The sequence below is a fragment of the Mycobacterium attenuatum genome, assembly GCF_900566085.1.
GTDB lineage: Bacteria > Actinomycetota > Actinomycetes > Mycobacteriales > Mycobacteriaceae > Mycobacterium > Mycobacterium attenuatum.
The window spans coordinates 17,001-40,161 of the sequence record NZ_UPHT01000009.1 but is presented as its reverse complement, the minus strand read 5'-3'; the positions used below and the strand labels follow the sequence as shown (position 1 = coordinate 40,161).

Sequence of the window (23,161 nt, the reverse complement as noted above, 5' to 3'; positions counted from 1 at the left end):
TCATAGCGTTATTCGCAAGAATTCCAGACCCGACACACCATATATTTTGGCTACGTTTCGAGACCGCTGCAACACCATAGCCGCAGACCAGACACACAATTAGCGCTCAAACACGCCGTAACTTCGGCCTAGCGGCCGGCTACCGCGCTGATTAAGCCGCGCTGCCACAGCCGCGGTCGCCCCCGCGGTCGCAGCTTCGATCGGCGCAGCGACCCCGGGTGCGGGATCAGACGCCGAGCCGGCGGAAGACGCTGCGGTGGAAGACGATCGGCGCCACGTCGGCATCGACGGTGACCTGATTGACCCGCAGGACCACTATGGCGTGATCCCCGGCCGGGATAACCTGCTCGATCGCACTCTCCAGCCACAGGCTGGTGCCCTTGATAAACACCGCACCGGTGTCGCTGGATACAGTCTCCAGCCCGGCGAACCGATCCCCCGTCTTGGCGGCCAGAGCGCGCGCCGCCTCGTCATGGGTTTCGCCGAGCACGCTGATGCCCAGCATCGGGGCAACCTTGAGTGTGGGCCATGTCGTCGAAATGTTCTGCACGCAAAACGACACCAGCGGCGGGTCCAGCGAGACGGGAACGAAGGTGCTGGCAGCCAGGCCGTGCCGAATGCCGTCGATTTCGGCGGCAATAGCCACCACCCCGGACGGGAAGTGTCCGAAAGCCTCACGCAGTGAGGACGGTGTCAGGTTGCGCTGTGAATTCACCGACTTCATTCGCCCCTCGGGCCGAGGACGGACTTCTCGCAGCCGAGACTACCCGGCGCAATATCGGTGGCACATCCGTACCGGGATGTCGCTTTCGAGCGCGGTCGCGTTCCGTTTCTCCGGGCAGGGTTGCCAGGTACACCGAGCAAGGCGGGTCCGGCGTTTCGCCGGTGGGGCATCTACCGTAGGGCCACACCGGGTGCATGCAAAGTGCGGTCTAGCCGAACCGGCGCAAGTCCACTACCGGGACGACGTGACGCTCGCCACGTTCGCCATGGTGACTACTATCATCGCAGCTAGGACGGCCTGCCGGGGCCGCCAAGAAGCCGAATCCAACCGGTTGGTTGGTTCGCAAGTGAAATATAGCTCACATCTACTTGCGTACAACTGCGCAGCCGATATATTTTAGCGGTGTTACTGGTGGGTAACTTAGACCTAGTACCCAACCGCATGTGGCATTCTCAACGAGGAGGACCGTAGTGAGCCACTACAAGAGCAACGTCCGCGACCAGGTGTTCACCCTGTTCGAGGTGCTGGGCGTTGACAAAGCTTTAGGTGACGGCGAGTTCAGCGATCTGGACGCCGACACCGCCCGGGAGATGCTGGTCGAGGTCAGTCGCCTGGCCGAGGGACCGGTTGCCGCATCGTTCGTCGAGGGCGACCGCAACCCGCCGGTGTTCGACCCGAAGACACACGCGGTGATCCTGCCCGAGGCCTTCAAGGATTCCGTTCGCGCCGTCATGGACGCCGGCTGGGACAAAGCCGGTATCGAGGAAGCACTGGGCGGCATGCCGATGCCGAAGGCGTTGGTCTGGGCGCTGCACGAGCACATTCTGGGCGCCAACCCGGCGGTGTGGATGTACGCCAGCGGCGGCGGCTTCTCCAACATCCTCTACCACCTGGGCACCGAGGAGCAGAAGAAGTGGGCCGTGCTGGCTGCCGAGCGCGGCTGGGGCTCGACGATGGTGCTCACCGAGCCGGACGCGGGCTCGGACGTAGGCGCCGGACGCACCAAGGCTGTCCAGCAGGAGGACGGCTCGTGGCACATCGACGGCGTCAAGCGGTTCATCACCTCCGGTGATTCCGGTGACCTGTTCGAGAACATTTTCCATCTGGTACTGGCCCGCCCCGAGGGTGCGGGTCCGGGCACCAAGGGCCTGTCGCTGTTCTTCGTGCCCAAGTTCCTGTTCGACTTCGAGACCGGCGAGTTGGGCGAACGTAATGGCGTCTTCGTCACCAATGTCGAGCACAAGATGGGACTTAAGGTGTCGGCGACCTGTGAGCTGTCGCTCGGCCAGCACGGTGTGCCGGCCAAAGGCTGGCTGGTCGGCGAGGTGCACAACGGCATCGCGCAGATGTTCGAGGTCATCGAGCAGGCCCGCATGATGGTCGGCACCAAGGCCATTGCAACCTTGTCGACGGGCTACCTCAACGCGCTGGAATATGCCAAGTCACGCGTCCAGGGCGCGGACCTCACCCAGATGACAGACAAGACTGCGCCGCGGGTGACCATCACCCATCACCCCGACGTCCGCCGGTCGCTGATGACCCAGAAGGCTTACGCCGAGGGTCTGCGCGCGCTCTACATCTACACCGCGACGTTCCAGGACGCGACGGTTGCCGAGGCGGTGCACGGCGTGGACGCCAAGCTGGCAGCCAAGGTCAACGACCTCATGCTGCCGATCGTCAAGGGCGTGGGCTCCGAGCAGGCCTATGCCAAGCTCACCGAGAGCTTGCAGACCCTGGGCGGCTCCGGCTTCCTTCAGGACTACCCGATCGAGCAGTACATCCGGGACGCCAAAATCGACTCCCTGTACGAGGGCACCACCGCCATCCAGGCGCAGGACTTCTTCTTCCGCAAGATCGTCCGGGACAAGGGTGTCGCGCTGGCCCACGTGTCGGGCCAGATCCAGGAGTTCGTCGACAGCGAGTCCGGAAACGGCCGGCTGAAGACCGAACGGGCACTGCTGGCCAAGGCGCTTACCGACGTCCAGGCCATGGCGGCCACGATGACCGGCTACTTGATGGCCGCTCAGCAGGACGTCACGAGCCTTTACAAAGTGGGCCTCGGTTCGGTGCGGTTCCTGATGAGCGTCGGTGACCTGATCATCGGCTGGCTGTTGCAGCGCCAGGCCGCGGTGGCGGTGGAGGCTCTCGACACAGGTGCCACCGGCGACGAGCGCGCCTTCTACGAGGGCAAGGTTGCGGTGGCGTCGTTCTTCGCCAAGAACTTCCTGCCGCTGCTGACCAGCACCCGCGAGGTGATCGAGACGCTGGACAACGACATCATGGAGCTCGACGAGGCCGCCTTCTAAAGCCCTTACATAACAGCCAGATCCCCCGTTTCCTCGTTGAAACGGGGGATCTGCGTCTGCGGGGGGCGTCCCAAAAAGACCGCCGCTGGATCCCCTCGTTCCAGCGGCGGCCCTTTTCGTACGCCCGTCGTAAAGGACTGCCGACCGGCGGTCGACTACGGATTGCCCCGCGCTGCCGTCGGGGTCGGGGGGTCAGACCGCAACACGGGGCTATCCGAGCTAACAATTACCCATCGGCCACAGGTAATAAACCCGCCCGCAAATCTCTTCGTTTCCCGGATCGTTGGACCGCCTTGTGCAGGCCTTGTCAAGCCTCCAGAATTGCGGCTACGCCCTGGCCACCGGCCGCACAGATCGAGATCAGCGCACGAAGAGGCTTACCCGAGCCACCTTTTCCGGCTGCCTTCTGCTCACTCAGTTGCTTGGCGGCCTGAGCCAGGATCCGCCCGCCGGTCGCGGCGAAAGGGTGCCCGGCAGCCAGTGACGAACCGTTGACGTTGAGCTTGGAGCGATCAATCGCACCGAGCGCGGCGTCAAGGCCCAACCGCTGCTTGCAGTACTCCTCGGATTCCCACGCCTGCAGGTGGGCCAGCACCACCGAGGCGAACGCCTCATGGATCTCGTAGAAGTCGAAATCCTGCAGGCTCAGCCCGTTTCGGGCCAGAAGCCGCGGCACCGCGTAGGTGGGCGCCATCAGCAGGCCGTCGCTGCCGTTGACATAGTCCACGGCCGCGGTCTCGGAGTCCACAAGGTAGGCCAGCGGTGGCAGCGAATGGTCGGCCGCCCACTGCTCGCTGGACAGCAACACCGCCGAGGCGCCGTCGGTCAGCGGCGTGGAGTTACCCGCCGTCATGGTCGCATCGCCGGCCTTCACTCCGAAAACCGGGCGCAGGGTGGCCAGTTTCTCAGCGCTGGAGTTGGGACGCATGTTGTCGTCGCGGTACAGCCCCAGGAAGGGGGTCACCAGGTCGTCGAAGAAGCCGCGGTCATAGGCGTTAGCCATATTGCGATGGCTGGCGGCGGCCAGTTCGTCCTGGTCGACGCGTTTGATGCCCATTTGCTTGGTGGTGATGGCCGCGTGCTCGCCCATGGACAGCCCGGTACGCGGCTCGCTGTTGGCCGGGATCTCCACGCCGAGGTTGGCCGGCAGCGTACCCAGCAGCTTCAATCGCTGGACGTTGGATTTGGACCGGCGCAGCTTGAGTAGATTGCGGCGCAGGTCATTGCCCAGGCCGATCGGCGGGTCGGACGTGGTGTCCACGCCGCCGGCGGCTGCCACCTCGTACCGACCCGCCGCGATACCGTCGGCGGCGACGATCGCAGCCTGCAGGCCGGTGCCGCAGGCCTGCTGCAGGTCGACGGCCGGAGTGTGCGGCGACAACTCGGAGCCCAGCACGCATTCACGCATGAGGTTGAAGTCACGGCTGTGCTTGAGCACGGCGCCACCGGCCACCAAGCCCAGGCGTTCACCGCGCAGGTTGAACCGGTCTATCAGCCCGCCCAGGGCCGCGGTGAACATGTCCTGGTTGGACGCATCGGCGTAAGCGCCGTCGGACCGGGCGAAGGGAATGCGATTGCCGCCCAGGACGGCGACTCGACGCGTGGACTCGGAATTCTGGCGAGCAGCTGCGGGCACTTTGCGTTCTCCGGGTATCTGCGGGTTCTTCGGTATTTCGGAGGCCTTGCGGATTTTGGGCATCAGCCGTTGCAGGCCATACTACCCACTGTTCTTACTCTCAAGTAAGTTCGTCCTTCGATACGGTTGGCTTATAGCAACACAACCCGACACGGAAGGCAGCTCAGTGGCTCCCAAGCTCTCGCCCGATCTGTTCTCACAGGTTGTCAGTTCTCGACCCGGATCGTTCGTGGCCAAACAACTCGGGGTCCCGCAACCTGAGACGCTTCGCCGGTATCGACCGGGAGATCCGCCCCTGGTCGGATCGTTGCTGATCGGAGGTGACGGCCGGGTGGTCGAGCCGCTGCGCGCCGCACTGGACGACGACTACGACGTGGTGAGCAATAACCTCGGCGGCCGCTGGGCCGACTCGTTCGGCGGGCTGGTCTTCGATGCCACCGGCATTACCAACCCGGCCGGGCTCAAGAGCCTGCACGAATTCTTCGCACCGCTGCTGCGCAATCTGGGCGCCTGCGCGCGGGTGGCTGTGGTGGGCAGCACTCCCGAGGCGATTGCCGGCACCCATGAACGGATCGCGCAGCGCGCGCTGGAGGGCTTCACCCGCTCACTGGCCAAGGAATTGCGGCGCGGCAGCACGGTCGCATTGGTGTACCTGGCGCCCGACGCCAAGCCGGCCGCCACCGGGCTGGAATCGACCATGCGGTTCATCCTCTCGGCCAAGTCTGCCTACGTCGATGGTCAAGTGTTTTATCTCGGGGCGGCTGATTCCACGCCACCGGCCGACTGGGACCGGCCGCTGGACGGCAAGGTCGCCATCGTCACCGGCGCTGCTCGGGGCATCGGCAAGACGATCGCCGAGGTGTTCGCCCGCGACGGCGCCCGGGTGGTGGCCGTCGATGTGGAGTCTGCCGAAGAGGCGCTGGCCGAAACAGCCAGCAGCGTGGGCGGCACCCCGCTGTGGCTGGACGTCACCGCCGACGACGCCGTCGACAAGATCACCGAGCACCTACGCGACCACCACGGCGGTAAGGCCGACATCCTGGTCAACAATGCCGGTATCACCCGGGACAAGCTGCTGGCCAATATGGACGACGCCCGCTGGGACAGCGTCGTCGCCGTCAATCTGCTTGCGCCGCTGCGGCTTACCGAGGGTCTGGTGGGAAACGGCAGCATCGGTGCGGGCGGACGAATCGTCGGGCTCTCGTCGATCGCCGGCATCGCGGGCAACCGTGGACAGACCAACTACGGCACCACCAAGGCCGGCATGATCGGCATCACGCAGGCGCTGGCACCCGAACTGGCCAAGAAGGGCATCACCATCAACGCCGTCGCGCCGGGATTCATCGAAACCCAGATGACGGCGGCGATACCGCTGGCCACCCGCGAGGTAGGCCGGCGGCTGAACTCGCTGATGCAGGGCGGGCAGCCCGTCGACGTGGCCGAGACCATCGCCTACTTCGCCAGCCCGGCGTCGAATGCGGTGACCGGCAACGTCATTCGGGTCTGCGGCCAGGCCATGATCGGCGCTTGAGCGGCTAGGAGGATCCGGTGAACCAGCCAAGCGGCCTGATAAATATGCTCCGGGCGGCAGCCGGGGCGTTGCCAATGGTGCCCCGCGGCGTCCAGCTGCCCGCCCGGACGGTGACGGTTGAGGAGCTTCGGATCGACCCGACCAATGTGGCCGACTACGCGGCGGTCACGGGTCTGCGCTACGGCAACACGGTGCCGTTGACCTATCCGTTCGCGTTGACATTTCCCTCGGTGATGTCACTGGTCACCGGTTTCGATTTCCCTTTCGCGGCAATGGGATCCGTGCATACCGAGAATCACATCACCCGGTACCGGCCCATTGCGGTGACCGACACGGTGGGCGTGCGGGTGCACGCCGAAAACCTGCGCGAGCACCGCAAGGGGCTGCTGGTCGACCTGGTGACCGAGATCAGCGTCGGCAACGAGCTCGCCTGGCAGCAGGTGACGACCTTTCTGCATCAGCAACGCACCAGCTTGTCCGGCGAACCGAAACCGCCGCCACAGAAGCAACCCAAGCTGCCCCCGCCGGCCGCCATGCTGCGGATCACGCCGAGCCGAATCCGCCGCTATGCCGGCGTCGGCGGTGATCACAACCCCATCCACACCAATCCGATCGCGGCCCGACTGTTCGGCTTCCCCACTGTCATCGCACACGGAATGTTCAGTGCCGCAGCGGTTTTGGCCAATATCGAAGCCCGGCTGCCGGATGCGGTGCGGTATTCGGTGCGATTCGGCAAGCCGGTGCTGCTGCCGGCCAGTGTCGGCGCCTACATCGACGAAGTCGATGACGGGTGGGACCTGACGCTACGCAATCTGTCGAAGGGGTACCCGCACCTGACCGGGACCGTCCGTCCGCTGTAGCGATCAGCCCGCGCGATGGTCGAGGAGCGCGAGCCGGCGACCGCCCGCGAGCCTCTTCAGTGCTTGCGCGCCGACCGCGGTGACCAAGAAGACCACCAGCATCCAGATCGGCGGCCGCGCCAGCTCCCAGACGAAGATGGCCGCCCAGATCGGCGAGTCCTGAGTGACCGCAAGCACGCCCGCGGCACCGGCCAGCGAGATCACCGGCCCGTGCAGGTGCGTCCCAGCCGCCGCATTGAGCGTCAGCACCAGCAGCGACCCCGCCGCCGCACCCGTGGCCAACGACGGCGTCAGCAACCCGCCGGCGCCGCCGGCACGCAGGAACAGGGCGGTCAGCAATGGTTTCAGCGCCAAGATCACGGCCGCCGACGACAGCGTCATTCCGCTGGCGAGGCTGACCGTGAGAATGCTCTTGCCGTTTCCGGGCAACTGAGGCCACCAATGTGAGCAGACGCCGGTCAACAACCCGGCGGCCGCCAGAGCCGGGATCAGCATCCAGGACCGTAGCAGGGTAGCCGGTCGCGCGGCGGCCATGATCCGGTTGAACGTCAAACCCACGGCAAGTGCGATTGGCGCCAGCAACAATGCGTGGGCGCTGAGCAGATATGTCGATTCGGCACCGGGCCAATCGAGTTGGGGGCGATCATGTGTGACGGCCGAACCGATGGCGACGGCCACGCTGGACGTGATCAGCGCCGCCCCCACCGCCCGCAGCTGCCAGGTGTTCAGCATGATCCGCAGCGTGAACAGCGCCCCGGCCAGCGGGACGGCGTAGACCGCCCCGAGACCCGCGCCGGCGGCGCATGCCAGCAGGATTTCCCGGTCAGCGGGTGACAACCGGTGCAGCCATCGGGTGCCCACCTCGCTGAGGGCGGCCGCGAATTGGCGCGGTGCGCCCTCGCGGCCCAGTGAAGCGCCGGAGCCCACCAGCGCGATCTGAAGCAACGCGTCGACGCTCCAGGACACCGGCGGTATCCGCTCGTGCCGGGCGATGGTTCCGGCCAGCGGCGGCACCTCGGTTCTGCGTCGCAGGATCCACCAGCCCAGCCCCGCCAGCGCGGCGCCGACCATCGGACCCACCGCGCGCCGGACCGAACTGCTGCCGGTGATCCCCTCGAGCAGCGAGCCGAATGTGTAGTGATAGGTGAGGTGTTCGACGAAGCGCAGCACCACCGTCGTCGACAACCCGGCGAGCCCGGCCAGCAGGCCGACCATGAGGACCGCGCAGAAGAAATCGAGGTGGGGGCGGGCCGGCCGGTTAGGCACCGCACGAATCTAGCCTGCGGCGACGTTGGAACCCAGGTTCGGGCCGGCGTCGCGTTCGGCGGGCGGGCCCTTGAGGCCGTGCCAGAACAAGTCGATCATCATCTCGGCCGCCTCGTCGACGTCGATGTCGCCGACGCTGAGCCGGGTGCCGACGGCCTCACCCGCGCCCACCAGCGCCACGGCCATCATGTCGATTTCGGCCTCCGACCGCGGGCTGCGAGTCCCGGCGTGGAGCATCCCGGCGACCAGTTCGATGATCTGCTCACGTCCCTCGCGCACCGTCTGGGCGAACGCTTGCGAACTGGTGGCCTGGGTGTACATCACGATCCAGGACGCCCGGTTGGCGTCGATGTAGCGTAGGAAGGACACGATGGCGTTGCGCAGCAGGTCTTTTGGGTTCACGGTCAAGTCGATATCGGCGCGCAGCGCGTCGATGAACCGGTTCATTTCACGGTTCAGGCAGGCGCCGAACAGGTCTTCCTTGGAGCCGTAGTACAGGTACAGCATCGGCTTGGAGATTTGCGCCGCGGCGGCGATGGTGTCCATCGAGGTCTCGTGATAACCGTTGAGCGAGAACATCTGCACGGCGGCATCCAGCATCTGCTGTTCGCGGACGGCACGGGGCAGCCGCTTCGTACCACCTGCCATTGCCGTGTACCCCTCCAGCCGGTCAACCAGACTCTAGGGTAAGCAATCCACGGTCAACTAATGACCACAGCCGGGTGCGACATGCTTCATCGCTGCCACCCGCACGACCGATTCGTCGACCGCCGGCATCTGTAATTCGCCGGCAGCCAAAGCCTGTTCCAACCGGTCCAGCACGGCGGGCACCTCTTTGGTCGTGACCCACAATGCGATGTCGGTGCCGGCCTGCAAGGTGCGTAACACCGCCTCGGCCACGCCGTACCGGTCCGAAATCGCCGCCATGCTGGACAAGTCATCGCTGAACACCGGGCCGCCGAAAGCGGGGCCGCCGTATCCGGTGCCGGTGCGCAGCAGGTCCACGGCGGCCTTGCTCAGGCTGGCCGGTTCGCTGCCGGTCAACCCGGGAACCTGCAGGTGGCCCACCATCACCGCGACCGGGGCCTGGGTCAGCAGGGTGCGGTAAGGCACCAGGTCGCTGGCCACCAGCTCGCTCAGCGGCGGCGTCGTCACGCCGCCGGTGTGTGAATCGCCCGAGCCGCGCCCGTGACCGGGGAAGTGCTTGAGCACCGGCAACAGCTCGGCGTCGCGCAGCCCCTGCGCGTATGCGCCGGCGTAGGCGGTGACCTTATCCGGATCCGAGCCGAACGAGCGGTCCCCGATCACCGTGTCGTCCGGGGCGTCGGTGATGTCGACCACCGGCGCGAAGTCGACGGTGATACCCAGTTTCTTCATCTGCCGGCCCCGCTGCAGCGCCAGATCGTGGACCTGCGCAACGGTTTGGGTCCGGGCCAGTTCCCGGGCCGACGGTCCTCTCCCGCCCATTAGTGAGTGCAATCGCGACACCCGGCCGCCTTCTTCGTCGACGCCGACGGCCAGCGGCAGCGGGCCGGCGGCGGCGGCAATTTCGGCCAGCGGGCCGTTCAGCATGGACAGGTCGGTGTCGCTGCCGATCAGGATGCCGCCAACGTGGTAGGTACTCACCACCGCCTTGGCGTCGGCGGCGTCGCGCACCCCCACCATCAGCAGCTGGGCCAGCTTGTCCCGGATGGACAGCGACGCCGGCACGGCCGCCGGGTCGGCGCAGACGCGTGGTGCCGGAGCAGCTGCCGGGGGCGGACCGGCCGGCGTGCTCGACGCCGTCGTCGACGACGATCCGGTTCGGGTGCCGCCGTGACTGCACGCCACCACCAGCGCTGATGCCGCGGCCAGCACAGCCAGGGTGCGCGGAAAAGCCATCCGGCCATGCTGTCACGGGGTGTTTCATCACCGGGTTCGGGGGGCACCCCCTGTTACCCCTAGTTACACAGTCGACCAACCCCCGGATGGCAGGGACGAGCAGTGACGTGCGGTATGCCCGGGTTCACGCTGACGGCAGCGGCGGTGGTGCCGCGGGCTGTCGATCGGCGCGGGCGGTGACGTCACCGTGCCGGAGCAACCTGCCCCGCCCCGACGATCGCTGCCGACCGCCGTGGGAAGTCGTTCTGCTAGGTTGACGCTAGCTTTCTCCATGCCACGACCTGACGCCTCAAGGAGCTATCGATGAACCGGATCGTCGCGCCCGCCGCTGCGAGCGTGGTGGTTGGTCTGTTGCTGGGCGCGGCCGCAATCTTCGGGATCACGCTGATGGTGCAGCAGGACACCAAGCCGCCGCTGCCCGGCGGGGATCCGTCGTCGTCGGTGCTGAACCGGGTCGAGTACGGCAACCGTAGTTAGCCCGGCGGGGCAGGCTCTGAAGGCCGGACCGCCGGCGCTCGCAGCAGACCCGCCGGTAACGCCACTTTCTCGCCGCTGGTTGCTGCTGGTTGGCGTGGTGTCGCTGACGCTGACGTTGGTGCAGGCACCCGGTCAGGTGTCGCCCGACACCAAACTCGATCTCACCGCCAACCCGCTGCGGTTCCTGGCGCGCGCGACGAATCTGTGGAACAGCGATCTACCGTTCGGCCAGTCACAGAACCAGGCATACGGCTACCTGTTTCCGCACGGGACGTTCTTCCTGGCCGGCCACCTGTTCGGGATACCGGGATGGATCACCCAGCGGCTGTGGTGGGCGGTGCTGCTCGCCGCCGGCTTCTGGGGTCTGCTGCGGGTCGCCGAGGCGCTGGGCATCGGTAGCCCGGGATCGCGGGTGATCGGGGCGGCCGCGTTCGCATTGTCACCCCGGGTGCTCACCACGCTGGGCTCGATCTCGTCGGAGACCCTGCCGATGATGCTGGCGCCGTGGGTGCTGCTGCCGGCGATTCTGGCCCTGCGGGGCGCGTCGGGCCGCTCGGTGCGCGCGCTGGCGGCCCAGGCCGGGCTGGCGGTGGCCTTGATGGGAGCGGTCAACGCCATCGCGACGGCGGCCGGGTGTCTGCCGGCCCTGATCTGGCTGGCCTGTCACCGGCCCAACCGGCTGTGGTGGCGATACACCGCGTGGTGGCTGGTGGCGCTGGCGCTGGCGACGCTGTGGTGGGTGGTCGCACTGAGTCAGTTGCGCGGCGTCAGCCCGCCGTTTCTGGACTTCATCGAATCCTCCGGTGTGACGACGCAATGGTCCTCGCTGGTGGAAATGTTGCGCGGCACCGACAGTTGGACCCCGTTCGTGGCGCCCGAGGCGACGGCCGCGGCACCGCTGGTGACCGGGTCGGTCGCGATCCTGGGTACGTGTCTGGTGGCGGCGGCCGGGCTGGCCGGGCTGGCCAGCCCGGCGATGCCGGCCCGCGGCCGCATGGTGACGATGCTGTTGGCCGGCATGGTGTTGCTGGCCGTGGGTTACAGCGGCGGACTGGGCTCGCCGCTGGCCCACCAGGTGCAGACGTTCTTGGACGCGGCCGGCACTCCGCTGCGCAACGTGCACAAGGTGGGGCCGGTGATCCGGCTGCCGGTGGCGCTGGGTATCGCGCACTTGCTGGGCCGGATACCGCTTCCCGGTGACACGCCGAAGCCGTTGTGGCTGAGCGCATTCGCACATCCCGAGCGCGACAGGCGGGTGGCTGTGGGCCTCGTCGTGCTGATCGCGCTGCTGGTGAGCACCTCGCTGGCCTGGACCGGGCGGCTCGCACCGCGCGGCACGTTCGGCGCGATACCCCGGTACTGGCAGGAGGCCGCCGACTGGCTCAGCGCGCATAACACCGGTGCGCCCACACCCGGGCGGGTGCTGGTGGTGCCGGGAGCGCCATTCGCCACCCAGGTGTGGGGCACCAGCCACGACGAGCCGCTGCAGGTGCTGGGCAGCAGCCCCTGGGGGGTGCGCGACTCCATCCCGCTGACCCCGCCGCAGACCATCCGCGCGCTGGACTCGGTGCAACGGCTGTTCGCCGCCGGACGCCCTTCGGCCGGCTTGGCCGATACCCTTGCCCGTCAAGGCATTTCGTATCTGGTGGTGCGTAACGATCTGGACCCCGAGACGTCGCGCTCGGCGCGCCCGATCCTGGTGCACCGCGCCATCGCCGGCTCACCCGGGCTGGCGAAGGTGGCGGAGTTCGGCGCGCCGGTGGGTCCGGGTTCGCTGGCGGGGTTCGTCAACGACAGCGGACTGCGGCCGCGCTATCCCGCTGTAGAGATATACCGAGTGATTTCCGGAACCGGCGATTCGGTTGCCGCTGGGGCGCCTTACTTCGCCGACACCGACCGGCTACCCCGCGTCGACGGCGGGCCGGAAGTGTTACTGCGCCTGGACGAGCGCCGGCGGCTGTCGGGACAGCCCGGACTGGGTCCGGTGTTGCTGACGGCCGATGCCCAGGCCGCCGGTTTGCCGGTGCCCATGGTCACCGTCACTGACACCCCGGTCGCCCGCGAGACCGACTACGGCCGCGTCGACCAGCACTCGTCAGCGATCCGGGCGCCCGGAGACGCCCGGCACACCTACAACCGGGTGCCGGACTATCCGGTTCCCGGCGCCGATCTGGTGTACGGCCAGTGGGCCGGTGGCCGCATCACGGTGTCGAGTTCGTCGGCGGATTCCACCGCAATGCCCGATGTCGCTCCGGCCACCTCGGCGGCCGCTGCGGTCGACGGCGACTCGGCGACCGCCTGGGTGTCCAACGCCCTGCAGGCCGCCGTCGGGCAATGGCTGCAGGTGGACTTCGATCACCCGGTGACCAACGCGGTCATCACCCTGACCCCGAGCGCGACCGCCGTCGGCGCACAGATCCGGCGCATCCTGGTCGAGACCGCCACCGGCAGCACCACCCTGCGGTTCGACGAGGCGGGAAAACCGCTGACCGCGGCGCTACCCTACGGCGAAACGCCGTGGGTACGGGTCACTGCGGCCGCCACCGACGACGGGTCCGCGGGGGTGCAGTTCGGCATCACCGACCTGGCGATCACCCAGTACGACGCGTCCGGGTTCGCCCACCCGGTCCAGCTGCGCCACACCGTGTCGGTGCCCGGGCCGCCGGCTGATTCGGTGATCGCGCGCTGGGACCTGGGGTCCGAACTGCTGGGCAGGCCGGGCTGCGCGCCGGCGCCCGACACCCTGCGCTGCGCCGCGTCGATGGCCCTGGCCCCGGAAGAGCCGGTCAACTTCAGCCGCACGCTGACCGTGCCGCGGTCCACGACGGCGGACCCGACGGTGTGGGTGCGGCCCAGGCAGGGTCCCAAACTTGCCGATCTGATCGCCGAGCCCGAAACCACCCGCGCTCGAGGCGATTCCGATACGCTCGACGTTCTGGGCTCGGCCTACGCGGCCACCGACGGCGACCCCGCCACCGCGTGGACAGCGCCGCAGCGGGTGGTGCAGCACAAATCGCCGCCGACTCTCACCCTCACGTTGCCGCGGCCCACCGAGGTCGCCGGACTGCGCCTGCTGCCGAGCCGGTCGACGTTGCCCGCCCACCCGACGATGGTGGCCGTCGACCTGGGCGACGGGCCCCAGGTGCGCACCGTCAGTCGCGATGGCGAGCCGCAGACGCTGTCGTTGCACCCGCGCGTCACCGACACTGTCACCATCAGCCTGCTCGACTGGGAAGACATCATCGACCGCAACGCGCTGGGCTTCGACCAGCTCAAGCCTCCCGGTCTGGCCGAGGTGGCCGCGCTCGGGCCCGACGGTAGCCCGATCGCACCGGCGGATGCCCTGCGGAACCGATCGCGAGCGATCACCGTCGACTGCGAGCGCGGGCCGGTCATAGCGGTGGCCGGCCGCTTCGTGCACACGTCGTTACGGACCACGGTGGCGGCGCTGCTGGCCGGTGAACCGGTTGCCGCGCTGCCGTGCGAACGCGAGCCCATCACGCTGCCGCCCGGCCGCCAGGAGCTGTTGATCAGCCCGGGCGCGGAGTTCATTGTCGACGGCGCCCAGCTGACGACTCCGGAAGCAGCCGAATCGCCGACCGCCACCACCGTTCCCGCATCAACCGGGATGTGGGGACCGGACCGTCGGGAGGTGCGGGCGCCCGCCTCGGCAACCTCGCGGGTGCTGGTCATTCCGGAAAGCATCAACCCCGGCTGGGTGGCGCACGGCCGTAGCGGAGCCCGGCTGACTCCAGTCGCGGTCAACGGCTGGCAACAGGGTTGGGTGGTGCCCGCCGGTGATGCGGGCACCATCACCCTCACCTTTGCCCCCAACCCGGCGTATCGGTCCGGTCTGGCAGTTGGGCTGAGCCTGCTGCCGGTGCTGGCCATGCTTGCGCTCTGGCGGCGACGGCAGGTTCCGAACGATCCGCCGGCGCGTCCATGGTCACCTGGGCCGTGGGCCGCGGTCGCGGCGCTGGCGGCGGCAGGGACGATTGCCGGCGCGGCGGGGGTGGCCGCGGCCGGCGCCGCCTTCGGGTTGCGGTATGTGTTGCGCGACCGGGAGAGGTTGCGCGACGGGGTCACCACCGGATTGAGCGCGGGTGGCCTGATTCTGGCCGGGGCAGTACTGTCTCGTCATCCGTGGCGGTCGGTGGACGGTTACGCCGGCCATTCGGCGAGTGTCCAACTGCTGGCCCTGATTTCAGTTGCGGTGCTGGCCGCGTCGGTGGTGAGGCGGGCCGGAGATGGGAGCCCCGGACAGGAGCCCAGACAGGACCCCAGACAGGACCCCAGACAGGACCCCAGACAGGACCCCAGACAGGAGAAGTGACGTGGAGTTCTTTGCCAGCGGCGGGCCAATTGCCATGGCGCATCGGGGATTTACCTCGTTCAGGCTGCCCAAGAACAGCATGGGCGCGTTTACCGAGGCGGTGAAGCTCGGATTTCGCTACCTCGAGACGGACGTTCGCGCCACCCGGGACGGTGTCGCGGTGATCCTGCACGACCGCCGGCTGCCGACGGCGTGCGGGGTCCCCGGTACGATCGACCAGTTGTCCTGGCGGCAGGCCAGTGCGGCGGATCTGGGCTCCGGGGAACCGATTCCGACACTCGAAGAACTTCTGGTCGCATTCCCGGATGCGCGGGTCAATATCGACATCAAGGCCGAGTCGGCCATCGAACCGACCGTCGAGGTCATCGAACGGCTGAACGTGCACGACCGGGTGCTGATCGCGTCGTTTTCCGATCGCCGTCGCCAGCGCACAGTGCGACTGCTGTCCAAGCGCGTCGCCAGCGCGGCAGGTACGGGTGCGTTGATGGCGTTCATGGCGGCCCGGTCCGCGGGTCGGCGAGCCTATGCGCTGCGGATGCTGCGCGACAGTGACTGCGTACAGTTACCGCCGCGGCTGGGTGGCGTGCCGGTGATCACGCCGGCGCTGGTGCGGGCCATGCATGCTGCCGGACGTCAGGTGCACGCTTGGACCATCGACGAACCCGCGACCATGCATGCGCTCCTCGACATCGGGGTCGACGGCATCATCACCGACCGCGCGGATCTGCTCCGCGAGGTGCTTACGTCGCGGGGACAGTGGTAGGCGGCGCGCCAACTGCTGGCGGCAGTTTCGAGGACTGGTTAACTGGATACGCGGGCACCGTTCGAGGAGTTGCGGCCATGGGATGGTTTTCGGCACCCGAATACTGGCTGGGCAGCCTGGTGCTCGAGCGGGGCGTCGCGGCCATCTACCTGACCGCGTTCGTCGCCTCCGCCAGCCAGTTCCGGGCGCTCATCGGCGAACGCGGAATGCTGCCGGTGCCGCGGTATGTGGCCGGCAGGTCCTTCTGGCGAACACCGAGCATCTTTCACTTTCGCTACTCCGACCGATTGTTCGCCGGCGTCTGCTGGTTCGGCGCGATCGTGTCGGCGGCCGTGGTTTCCGGCGTGGCCGACTTGGTCCCGTTATGGGCCGCCATGCCGATGTGGCTCACGCTGTGGGTGCTGTATCTGTCGATCGTCAACGTCGGACAGGTGTGGTACGGGTTCGGTTGGGAGTCATTGCTACTCGAAACGGGATTCCTGATGATCTTCCTGGGCAACGCCCGGGCGGCCCCGCCGATGCTGACCCTGTGGTTGGTGCGCTGGCTGCTGTTTCGCGTGGAGTTCGGCGCGGGACTGATCAAGATGCGCGGTGACCGGTGCTGGCGCAACCTCACCTGCCTGTACTACCACCACGAAACGCAGCCGATGCCCGGGCCACTGAGCTGGTTCTTCCATCGCATGCCCAAGCCGTTGCACCGGATTGAGGTGGCGGGCAACCACTTCGCACAACTCGTGGTGCCATTCGGCTTGTTTGCGCCGCAACCGGTGGCCAGCATTGCCGCCGCCGTCATCATCATCACCCAGCTGTGGCTGGTGCTGTCGGGAAACTTCTCCTGGCTCAACTGGCTGACGATCCTGCTGGCATGCAGCGCGGTCGACCAGAGGTCGCTGGCAGCGGTGCTGCCGATCCCGGCTCAGCCCGCACTACCCGCGGCCCCGCTGTGGTTCACCGCACTAGTGCTGGGGTTCGCCGCGGCGGTGCTGACGCTGAGCTACTGGCCGGCACGCAACATGCTGTCCACGCAGCAGCGGATGAACATGTCCTTCAACCCGTTTCATTTGATCAACACCTACGGCGCCTTCGGCACCATCAGCCGCACCCGCCACGAGGTGGTGATCGAAGGAACCGACGATGCGGCGATCACCGGCACTACGGTGTGGGAAGAGTACGAATTCAAGGGTAAGCCCGGCTCCGTGCGCCGATTGCCGCGCCAATACGCTCCCTACCACCTACGCCTGGACTGGCTGATGTGGTTTGCCGCGATATCTCCGGGCTATGCGCTGCCCTGGATGACCTCGTTGCTGACGCGGCTGTTGCGCAATGATCCGCCGACGCTGAAGCTGTTGCGGCGCAACCCGTTCCCGGATACACCGCCACAGCACGTGCGTGCGCAGCTGTACCGATACCGCTTCACCACTTTCCGGGAGCTGCGACGCGACCACGCCTGGTGGCATCGCACGCTGGTGGGGCGCTACGTCGCGCCGATGGCGCTCGAGAAGGCTCAGTCGCCTCCCGGCTGAAGGGTTTGGCGACATGGACGCAACCCGCGAAAGTCACCCCGGGGCTTGACTGGTCAGTGCACCACGCTGGTTTCGGCGCCGGGGATGCTTCGCCGTGCCCAGCCATTGGCGGCAAACCCGGCGTCGCCCCGCTGGCTCGGACAGCAATCGTCGCGGAAATAGATGCGTGGACCCTCGACACCGCCTTGCAGAAATTCGTTACGTTGCTTCATTTTCGCTGGGCGCTTGCGCGGGCCCGCGCATGTCCGCGGTAGCGTCGCTGCTGGACCCAGATCGGCCCGCAGGTTGTGTCGCCGGGCACGCCACGCTACCGAACCGATGGAGGAGCTATGAGCCAACCGACCGTCACCAACGCATCGGGAAACAACCGCTATGAGATCAGCGCCGACGGTGTGCGGGCCGGGCTGACCGCCTATGTCGACACTGCCGACACCGGCGGCCAGCGGATTTTCTACCACACCGAAGTCGACGAGCAGTTCTCCGGCCGCGGCCTGGCCAACCAACTCATCGCCGCGGCGCTGGCCGATACCCGCGCGTCGGGACGGCGGATCGTGGCGATGTGCCCGTTCGTCGCGGCCTACGTCGACAAGCACGACGACTACGACGACATCCTCGACCCGATCACGCCGCAGGCGCATGCCGCGGTGCGAGCCGCGGTTTCCTGACTTCAGTCCAATTCGTCACAAGAGCCCGGCATCGGCAAGCAAACCTGACAATCCGCATTCCCGGCAGCGGGCGACGGCCCCGGACAGCAGGGCGTCGGCGTCGTCGGTTCTTCCTGCGGCCCTGAGGGTTTCAATGAGAAGCAGCTGCGCACCCAACGCCGCCCACGGTCGTCTCGCGACGTCGATCCCGGCGAGCAGATCGGCGGCGCGCCGGCACGCCTGCTCCTGATCATCGGCCGAGTCACTCGCCGACAACAGACGAATACCGGAGTCCTCGTCGAGTTCGGCGGTGATCGTGGCGATTCCGTCGACCCGGGGAGTGTCGCCAATTGCGCGGGTCGCGCGTAACCGCGTGGCAACCTCCGGCGGGATCTCGACACCAAGCCGGATCCGGGCATTGGTGACAGCAGCCGCCAGCCGCGGCAGCCGCAGCCGCTCCGCCGCCGTCATGCCGTCACTGAGACGGTCGATCGCGCCGCCGCGATCGCCTTGCATTGCCTTGACTCGTGCACCCGTCACGTACCTGGCGATCATGATGTCGACTCCGGCGCCCTCGGACTCCAGCTGGTAGCCTTCGTCCAGCAGACGGCTGGCGTCGGCCAATTCACCAGTCTGGTAAAGGAATTCGCCGAGAAGGGCGCTGGCGATCCGCGCCGCGTAGGAGTGCTGTCCCACCGTCAGGCCCATCTCGTAGGCTTCCCGGAAATTTTTGCGGGCGGCGGGGATATCGAGCGCGTACCGGTGAGCGATGCCGCCGAAGCAGTGTGCGTAGACGCCGGCGAAGGGACCCATCATCTCCTGGTAGGGCTCCGCCCACGCGAGCAGCCGATGCGCGGCGTCGAACTCGAAGCGGTGCACCGCGGCGAATGCTGCCAGGCTTCCCGCCACGCCGCCCACCCGCGGATGGAAGCTGTCCGGCCGCGCCAACGCCTCCGCGACCAGTTGATCGATGGCGTCTACCCGGTCAGCGAAGACGCTGCCGACCCCGCGCAGCACATCGGCTTCGACGCGCAGATCCGCCCGCATCACGTCGCTGAGGTCGGCGCGCTCCAGGGCCGCCTCGAATGCCTTCAGCGCCGCAACCGCGGGCGCCAACCGTTGCAACAGGACGTTCGCCCATGCCAGGGTGAGCTGCAGCCGCGCCCTCGAGACCACCAATCGCGTCGGCAATTTCTTGACGATGCCCAGCAGGGTGGTCATCTTCGATTGCTCGAGCAGGTTGGTCTCGTCCTGCTCGACCAGATCGACCGCGTGCGCGGTGTCGCCCGAGGCGAGCGCGTGGTCGACGGCTTCGTTGAGATAGCCATGTTCGGCGAACCAGTCCGACGCCACGCGGTGGAGTTCATCGACCCGGTCGGGGTGATCACGTTCGAGCCGGTGGCGCAGGAATTCGGCGAACAAGTGGTGATAGCGAAACCAGTTCGGGTCCTGGTCGATTCGCTGCAGGAACAGGCCGCGCTGCTCGATGTCCTCCAGCATCGCCTGCCCGCGCGGCACCTCGGCCAGCGCGGACGCCAGCCCGCCACAGATCCGCTCGGTGATCGATGTCGCCAGCAGGAACTCAACCAGCTCCGGTTCCAGGCTCTCCACCACGTTTTCGGCGAGAAAATCACCGATCATCTCGCTTGCCCCGGATATCCGGCTCACCAGATTGCCGGCATCGGCGCCGCCGCGCAGCGACAACGCCGCCAATTGCAGTGCGGCGACCCATCCGTCGGTCGAGCTGGTCAACGCCCGCACGTCGTCATCCGACAGCTGCAGGCCATCGACGTCGTTGAGCAGCGATCGTGCCTCGTCGACGTTGAAACGCAAGGCGGCAGAGTCGATTTCGACTAGCTCGTCGCGGATGCGCAATTTGCTGACCGGTAGTCGCGCACGTGACCAGCTGGTCGCGACGACTTGCAGGTGATGGCATCCGCGCTCGAGCAAGAACCCGAGTGCGGCGACGGTCTGGGTGTCCGACACCCGGTGCCAGTCGTCGATGACCAGGGTCAGCCGTTCGTCTGTCTCGTGTATCTCGTCGATGAGGGCGGTCAGAACGTAGCGGGCAGCGTCGTCGCCGTGCTCGTCGAGCACCTGACCCAGCGACGCGGCAAGCGCCGGACGGACCTGCCGGATCGACTCGAGGAGATGCGCCAGGAACCACACCACGTTGTTGTCGTCGTCGTCGACGGTCAGCCAGCCAACGCCGACTGGTTCCCTCTCGCGGGAAAGCTCCTCTCGCCACTGGGCCGCCAGCGTGCTCTTGCCGAAGCCCGAGGGTGCGTGAATGAGGACCAACCGTCGCCGGCCTCCCGCCCGCAGCGCGTCGAGCAGCCGGTTGCGGACCACCAGTGATCGGGTCGCAACCGGCGGTCGGTACTTCGTCGTCGGCGTCGGCGGGGACGGCGTGACTCCGGTATCCCGCCGCGCCGTGGCTCCGGTATCCCGCCGCGCCGCCCCCGCGGCCAGCGACGATGTCCGGCGCTCCACGCCCAGGTCCACGGGTCGGGCCATCTCGTCGACGGCGACTCCGCTGGCGCGCTGAACGTCGCGCAGCTCGTCGCCGAACGCCGCCGCACCGGCCGGGCGCGCCGCGGGATCGCGTGCCATCGCCCGCTCGATCACCGCGGCCACGTCAACCGGCAGGCCGTGCTCCCGCAGATCCGGTATCGGCTGCGACGTGATCCGGAGGAACTGCGCGATGACCTTCTCACCACTGCGGCGCTCGAATGCGGCGTGGCCGGTCAGCGCGCAAAACAGGGTAGCGCCAAGGGAATACACATCCGACAGCGGTGTCGGCGCCTTACCTTCGAGGACTTCGGGCGCGGTGAACGCCGGCGAGCCGGTGATCACACCGGTGGCCGTCTGGAAACCGTCGGCCATCCTGGCGATGCCGAAATCGGTCAGCTCCGGTTCGCCGTACTCGGTCAGCAAGACGTTTCCCGGCTTGACGTCACGATGCAGGATGCCGGCGCGGTGGGCGGCTTCGAGCGCACCGGCCAGCTTCACGCCGATGCGCAGGGTCTCAGACCAGTCCAGCGGCCCGTGCTTACGGATCAGCGCTTCCAACGAATTCTTGGCGTGGTAGGGCATCACGATGAACGGCCGGCCGCTCACCGTGGTACCGACCTGCAGGATGGTGACGATGTTCGGGTGGCCGGACAGCCTGCCCATTGCATGCTGCTCTCGCAGGAAGCGGTCGAGGTTCTCCGGGTCCAGGTCGGTGGTCAGCACCTTGACCGCGACCGTGCGCTCCAGCAGCGGTTGAGCGCATCGATATACGACGCCGAAGCCGCCGCGCCCGATTTCGGCGACGTCGTCGAAACCCGCCTCGCGCAGTTCGGCGGGGATGTCGGGGACGAGACCGCGCTGTGTCGGATGCGAATCGACGTCCACCATTGCCGTTACTATCCTCCCCACGGAGGCCGTTGAGCTGCGCTGCCACTGACACCATATCGCCGATCGCGGCCGATCGGATACGGTCCCCGGCGGTCCGGGGCTTGGGTTGACCGGTCGTCGGTTGTGGCGGCGCTACAGCGTGGCTTCCAACTGTCCAAGCCGGTCGGTCAGGCGCAGGTTCTCGGAGTAGTCGACGGGACAGCAGATCAGGGATACGCTGTCGTCCTCGAGCGCGGCTTTGAGGGTCGGCAGCAATTCGTCGGCACTGCTGATGCGATATCCCTTGGCGCCAAAGCTTTCCGCATAGCTCACCACATCAGGATTGCCGAACCGAACGTAATAGTGGTCTCTGAGTTCGAGATCCATCTTCCATTCGATCAGCCCGTACCCGCCGTCCTCCCAGATCAGCACCACCAACGGTATCCGCTCCCGAACGGCGGTCTCGATCTCCTGCGAATTCATCAGGAACGCACCGTCGCCGGCGACGGCCAGCACCTTGGCCTCCGGCCGGGCCAATTTGACCCCCATGGCTCCGGGCAAGGCAAATGCCATGGTGGACAAGCCATTCGAGATCAGGCAGGTATTGCGCTCATATGTCGGATACAGGCGCGCCATCCACATCTTGGCGGCGCCGGTGTCGACCAGTACGACGTCGCTGCGCCCGAGTGCGGCCCGGATGTCGGCGACTATCCGCTGCGGCGCCAGCGGAAACCGCGAATCTTGTTGTCCGCGAGCAAATTCCTCGGCCAGCAGATGACATCCCGGGGCGGTGGCGTTGCCGCCGAACCGGTGCCCGGCCAATGCGTCGGTCAGCGCGTGCATCGCGGCACTGATGTCGCCGATGATGCCGACGTCGACCGAATAGTGCATGTCCACCTCGGCCGGGAACCGATGCACGTGGATGATCTTCTTGTCGCGGTTCGGATTGATCTGGACGGGGTCGAACTCCTGCAGCTCGTAACCGACCGCTATCACGACATCGGCATTGTCGAACCCGAAGTTGACGTAGTCGTGCCGCATGAACCCCATCGCTCCGATGCTGTTGGGGTGGTCGTCGGGCATCACGCCCTTGCCGTGGAAGGTGTTGGCTACCGGGACCGACAGCTCGTCGGAGAACCGGACCAGGGCCGCGGTGGCGTCGTTGCGGGCGGCGCCGTGGCCGGCCAGCACCACCGGCCGCTGCGCGGCGCGCAGGATCTCGACGGCCCGCGCCACCTGGCCCGGGGCCGGCGCTTCGGCGCGTACCACGTTGCGAGGCAGTGGGACCAGGTCGGAATAGTCGGCCCCATCCGCGTCCAAGTGTTCGGGCACCGCCAGGTACACCGCGGCCGGGCGCTCGGTCTCGGCCAGCTTGAACGCCTTGCGGAACATCTCCGGAATTGCCCGCGCGGTGGGAATACCGTCGGCCCAGCGGGTGATCGGGGCGAACATCGCCACCAGGTCCACGTACTGGTGCGACTCCTTGTACTGCCGGTCCTGGCCGACCTGGGCGGAGATCGCGACCAGCGGAGTGCTGTTGGTGGTGGCGTCGGCGACGCCGAGTTGCATGTTGATGGCGCCGGGGCCCAAGGTGGCGGACACCACCGCCGCACGACCGGTGACCCGACCATACATCTCGGCCATGAACGCGGCGGCCTGCTCGTGCCGGGTGAGCACATAGCGGATGTTCGAGCCGGCCAATGCCTGCACGAAGCGGATGTTCTCCTCTCCCGGTATCCCGAAGACGATAGAAACTCCCTCGTTCTCGAGGCACTTCACCATGAGCTGGGCCGCGGTAGTCATACTGGCCACCATAGTGGCAGGCTGGGCGAGGAA

At 67.2% G+C, this 23,161-nt stretch carries 15 protein-coding genes; 8 read left to right on the top strand and 7 right to left on the bottom strand.

Translation table 11 applies throughout. The features are described 5' to 3' along the window. Nucleotides 1-226 precede the first annotated feature (226 nt). Nucleotides 227-715, bottom strand: coding sequence for a flavin reductase family protein (locus EET13_RS02070; protein ID WP_122440734.1), 489 nt, complete (start codon nt 713-715; stop codon nt 227-229). A 479-nt stretch (nt 716-1,194) separates the two neighbouring features. On the opposite strand from EET13_RS02070, the gene EET13_RS02065 reads away from it, so the two are divergent. Continuing rightward, nucleotides 1,195-3,030, top strand: a complete 1,836-nt coding sequence (locus EET13_RS02065) for an acyl-CoA dehydrogenase (RefSeq protein ID WP_122440729.1) — start codon at nt 1,195-1,197, stop codon at nt 3,028-3,030. A 307-nt stretch (nt 3,031-3,337) separates the two neighbouring features. Here EET13_RS02065 and EET13_RS02060 read toward each other — a convergent pair whose 3' ends face one another. Beyond that, nucleotides 3,338-4,729 carry an acetyl-CoA C-acetyltransferase gene (locus tag EET13_RS02060; RefSeq protein ID WP_425293995.1) on the bottom strand — a complete coding sequence of 464 codons (1,392 nt, stop codon included), beginning with the start codon at nt 4,727-4,729 and terminating at the stop codon, nt 3,338-3,340. A 103-nt stretch (nt 4,730-4,832) separates the two neighbouring features. Here EET13_RS02060 and EET13_RS02055 point away from each other — a divergent pair, with 103 nt between their 5' ends. Together EET13_RS02055 and EET13_RS02050 are read left to right on the top strand one after the other, a co-directional pair. Beyond that, nucleotides 4,833-6,197, top strand: a complete 1,365-nt coding sequence (locus tag EET13_RS02055) for a 3-oxoacyl-ACP reductase (protein WP_122440728.1) — start codon at nt 4,833-4,835, stop codon at nt 6,195-6,197. 17 nt (nt 6,198-6,214) lie between these two features. Beyond that, nucleotides 6,215-7,057, top strand: coding sequence for a MaoC/PaaZ C-terminal domain-containing protein (locus tag EET13_RS02050; RefSeq protein ID WP_122440727.1), 843 nt, complete (start codon nt 6,215-6,217; stop codon nt 7,055-7,057). A 3-nt stretch (nt 7,058-7,060) separates the two neighbouring features. On the opposite strand, the gene EET13_RS02045 is transcribed toward EET13_RS02050, so the two are convergent. The 3 genes from EET13_RS02045 to EET13_RS02035 are packed head-to-tail and all read right to left on the bottom strand — an operon-like array spanning nt 7,061 to nt 10,204. Then, nucleotides 7,061-8,272: a chloride channel protein gene (locus tag EET13_RS02045; protein ID WP_122440726.1), complete on the bottom strand. Its 1,212-nt coding sequence runs from the start codon at nt 8,270-8,272 to the stop codon at nt 7,061-7,063. 60 nt (nt 8,273-8,332) lie between these two features. Then, on the bottom strand, nt 8,333-8,971 hold the full coding sequence (locus EET13_RS02040; protein WP_122440725.1) for a TetR/AcrR family transcriptional regulator: 639 nt from the start codon (nt 8,969-8,971) through the stop codon (nt 8,333-8,335). Nucleotides 8,972-9,028: 57 nt separating this feature from the next. Next, nucleotides 9,029-10,204 (bottom strand): glycoside hydrolase family 3 N-terminal domain-containing protein, encoded by a 1,176-nt coding sequence (locus tag EET13_RS02035; RefSeq protein WP_122440724.1) that lies wholly within the window; start codon nt 10,202-10,204, stop codon nt 9,029-9,031. A 303-nt stretch (nt 10,205-10,507) separates the two neighbouring features. On the opposite strand from EET13_RS02035, the gene EET13_RS02030 reads away from it, so the two are divergent. From EET13_RS02030 to EET13_RS02010, 5 genes are all read left to right on the top strand, one after another. Continuing rightward, complete coding sequence (locus tag EET13_RS02030) at nt 10,508-10,681, top strand: DUF2613 domain-containing protein (protein ID WP_023369784.1); 174 nt, start codon at nt 10,508-10,510, stop codon at nt 10,679-10,681. A gap of 16 nt (nt 10,682-10,697) precedes the next feature. Beyond that, nucleotides 10,698-15,014, top strand: coding sequence for an alpha-(1->3)-arabinofuranosyltransferase (locus tag EET13_RS02025; protein WP_122440723.1), 4,317 nt, complete (start codon nt 10,698-10,700; stop codon nt 15,012-15,014). A 1-nt stretch (nt 15,015) separates the two neighbouring features. Further along, complete coding sequence (locus tag EET13_RS02020) at nt 15,016-15,777, top strand: glycerophosphodiester phosphodiesterase family protein (RefSeq protein ID WP_244603728.1); 762 nt, start codon at nt 15,016-15,018, stop codon at nt 15,775-15,777. Between the two features lie 77 nt (nt 15,778-15,854). Beyond that, nucleotides 15,855-17,300: a lipase maturation factor family protein gene (locus tag EET13_RS02015; RefSeq protein ID WP_122440722.1), complete on the top strand. Its 1,446-nt coding sequence runs from the start codon at nt 15,855-15,857 to the stop codon at nt 17,298-17,300. A 329-nt stretch (nt 17,301-17,629) separates the two neighbouring features. Then, nucleotides 17,630-17,965, top strand: coding sequence for a GNAT family N-acetyltransferase (locus EET13_RS02010; protein WP_122440721.1), 336 nt, complete (start codon nt 17,630-17,632; stop codon nt 17,963-17,965). Nucleotides 17,966-17,980: 15 nt separating this feature from the next. On the opposite strand, the gene EET13_RS02005 is transcribed toward EET13_RS02010, so the two are convergent. After that, the gene (locus EET13_RS02005; RefSeq protein WP_122440720.1) at nt 17,981-21,346 is read right to left on the bottom strand and encodes a serine/threonine-protein kinase; all 3,366 of its coding nucleotides are present in this window, start codon (nt 21,344-21,346) and stop codon (nt 17,981-17,983) included. 132 nt (nt 21,347-21,478) lie between these two features. Then, nucleotides 21,479-23,128: an acetolactate synthase large subunit gene (locus EET13_RS02000; protein ID WP_122440731.1), complete on the bottom strand. Its 1,650-nt coding sequence runs from the start codon at nt 23,126-23,128 to the stop codon at nt 21,479-21,481. Between the last annotated feature and the right edge of the window lie 33 nt (nt 23,129-23,161).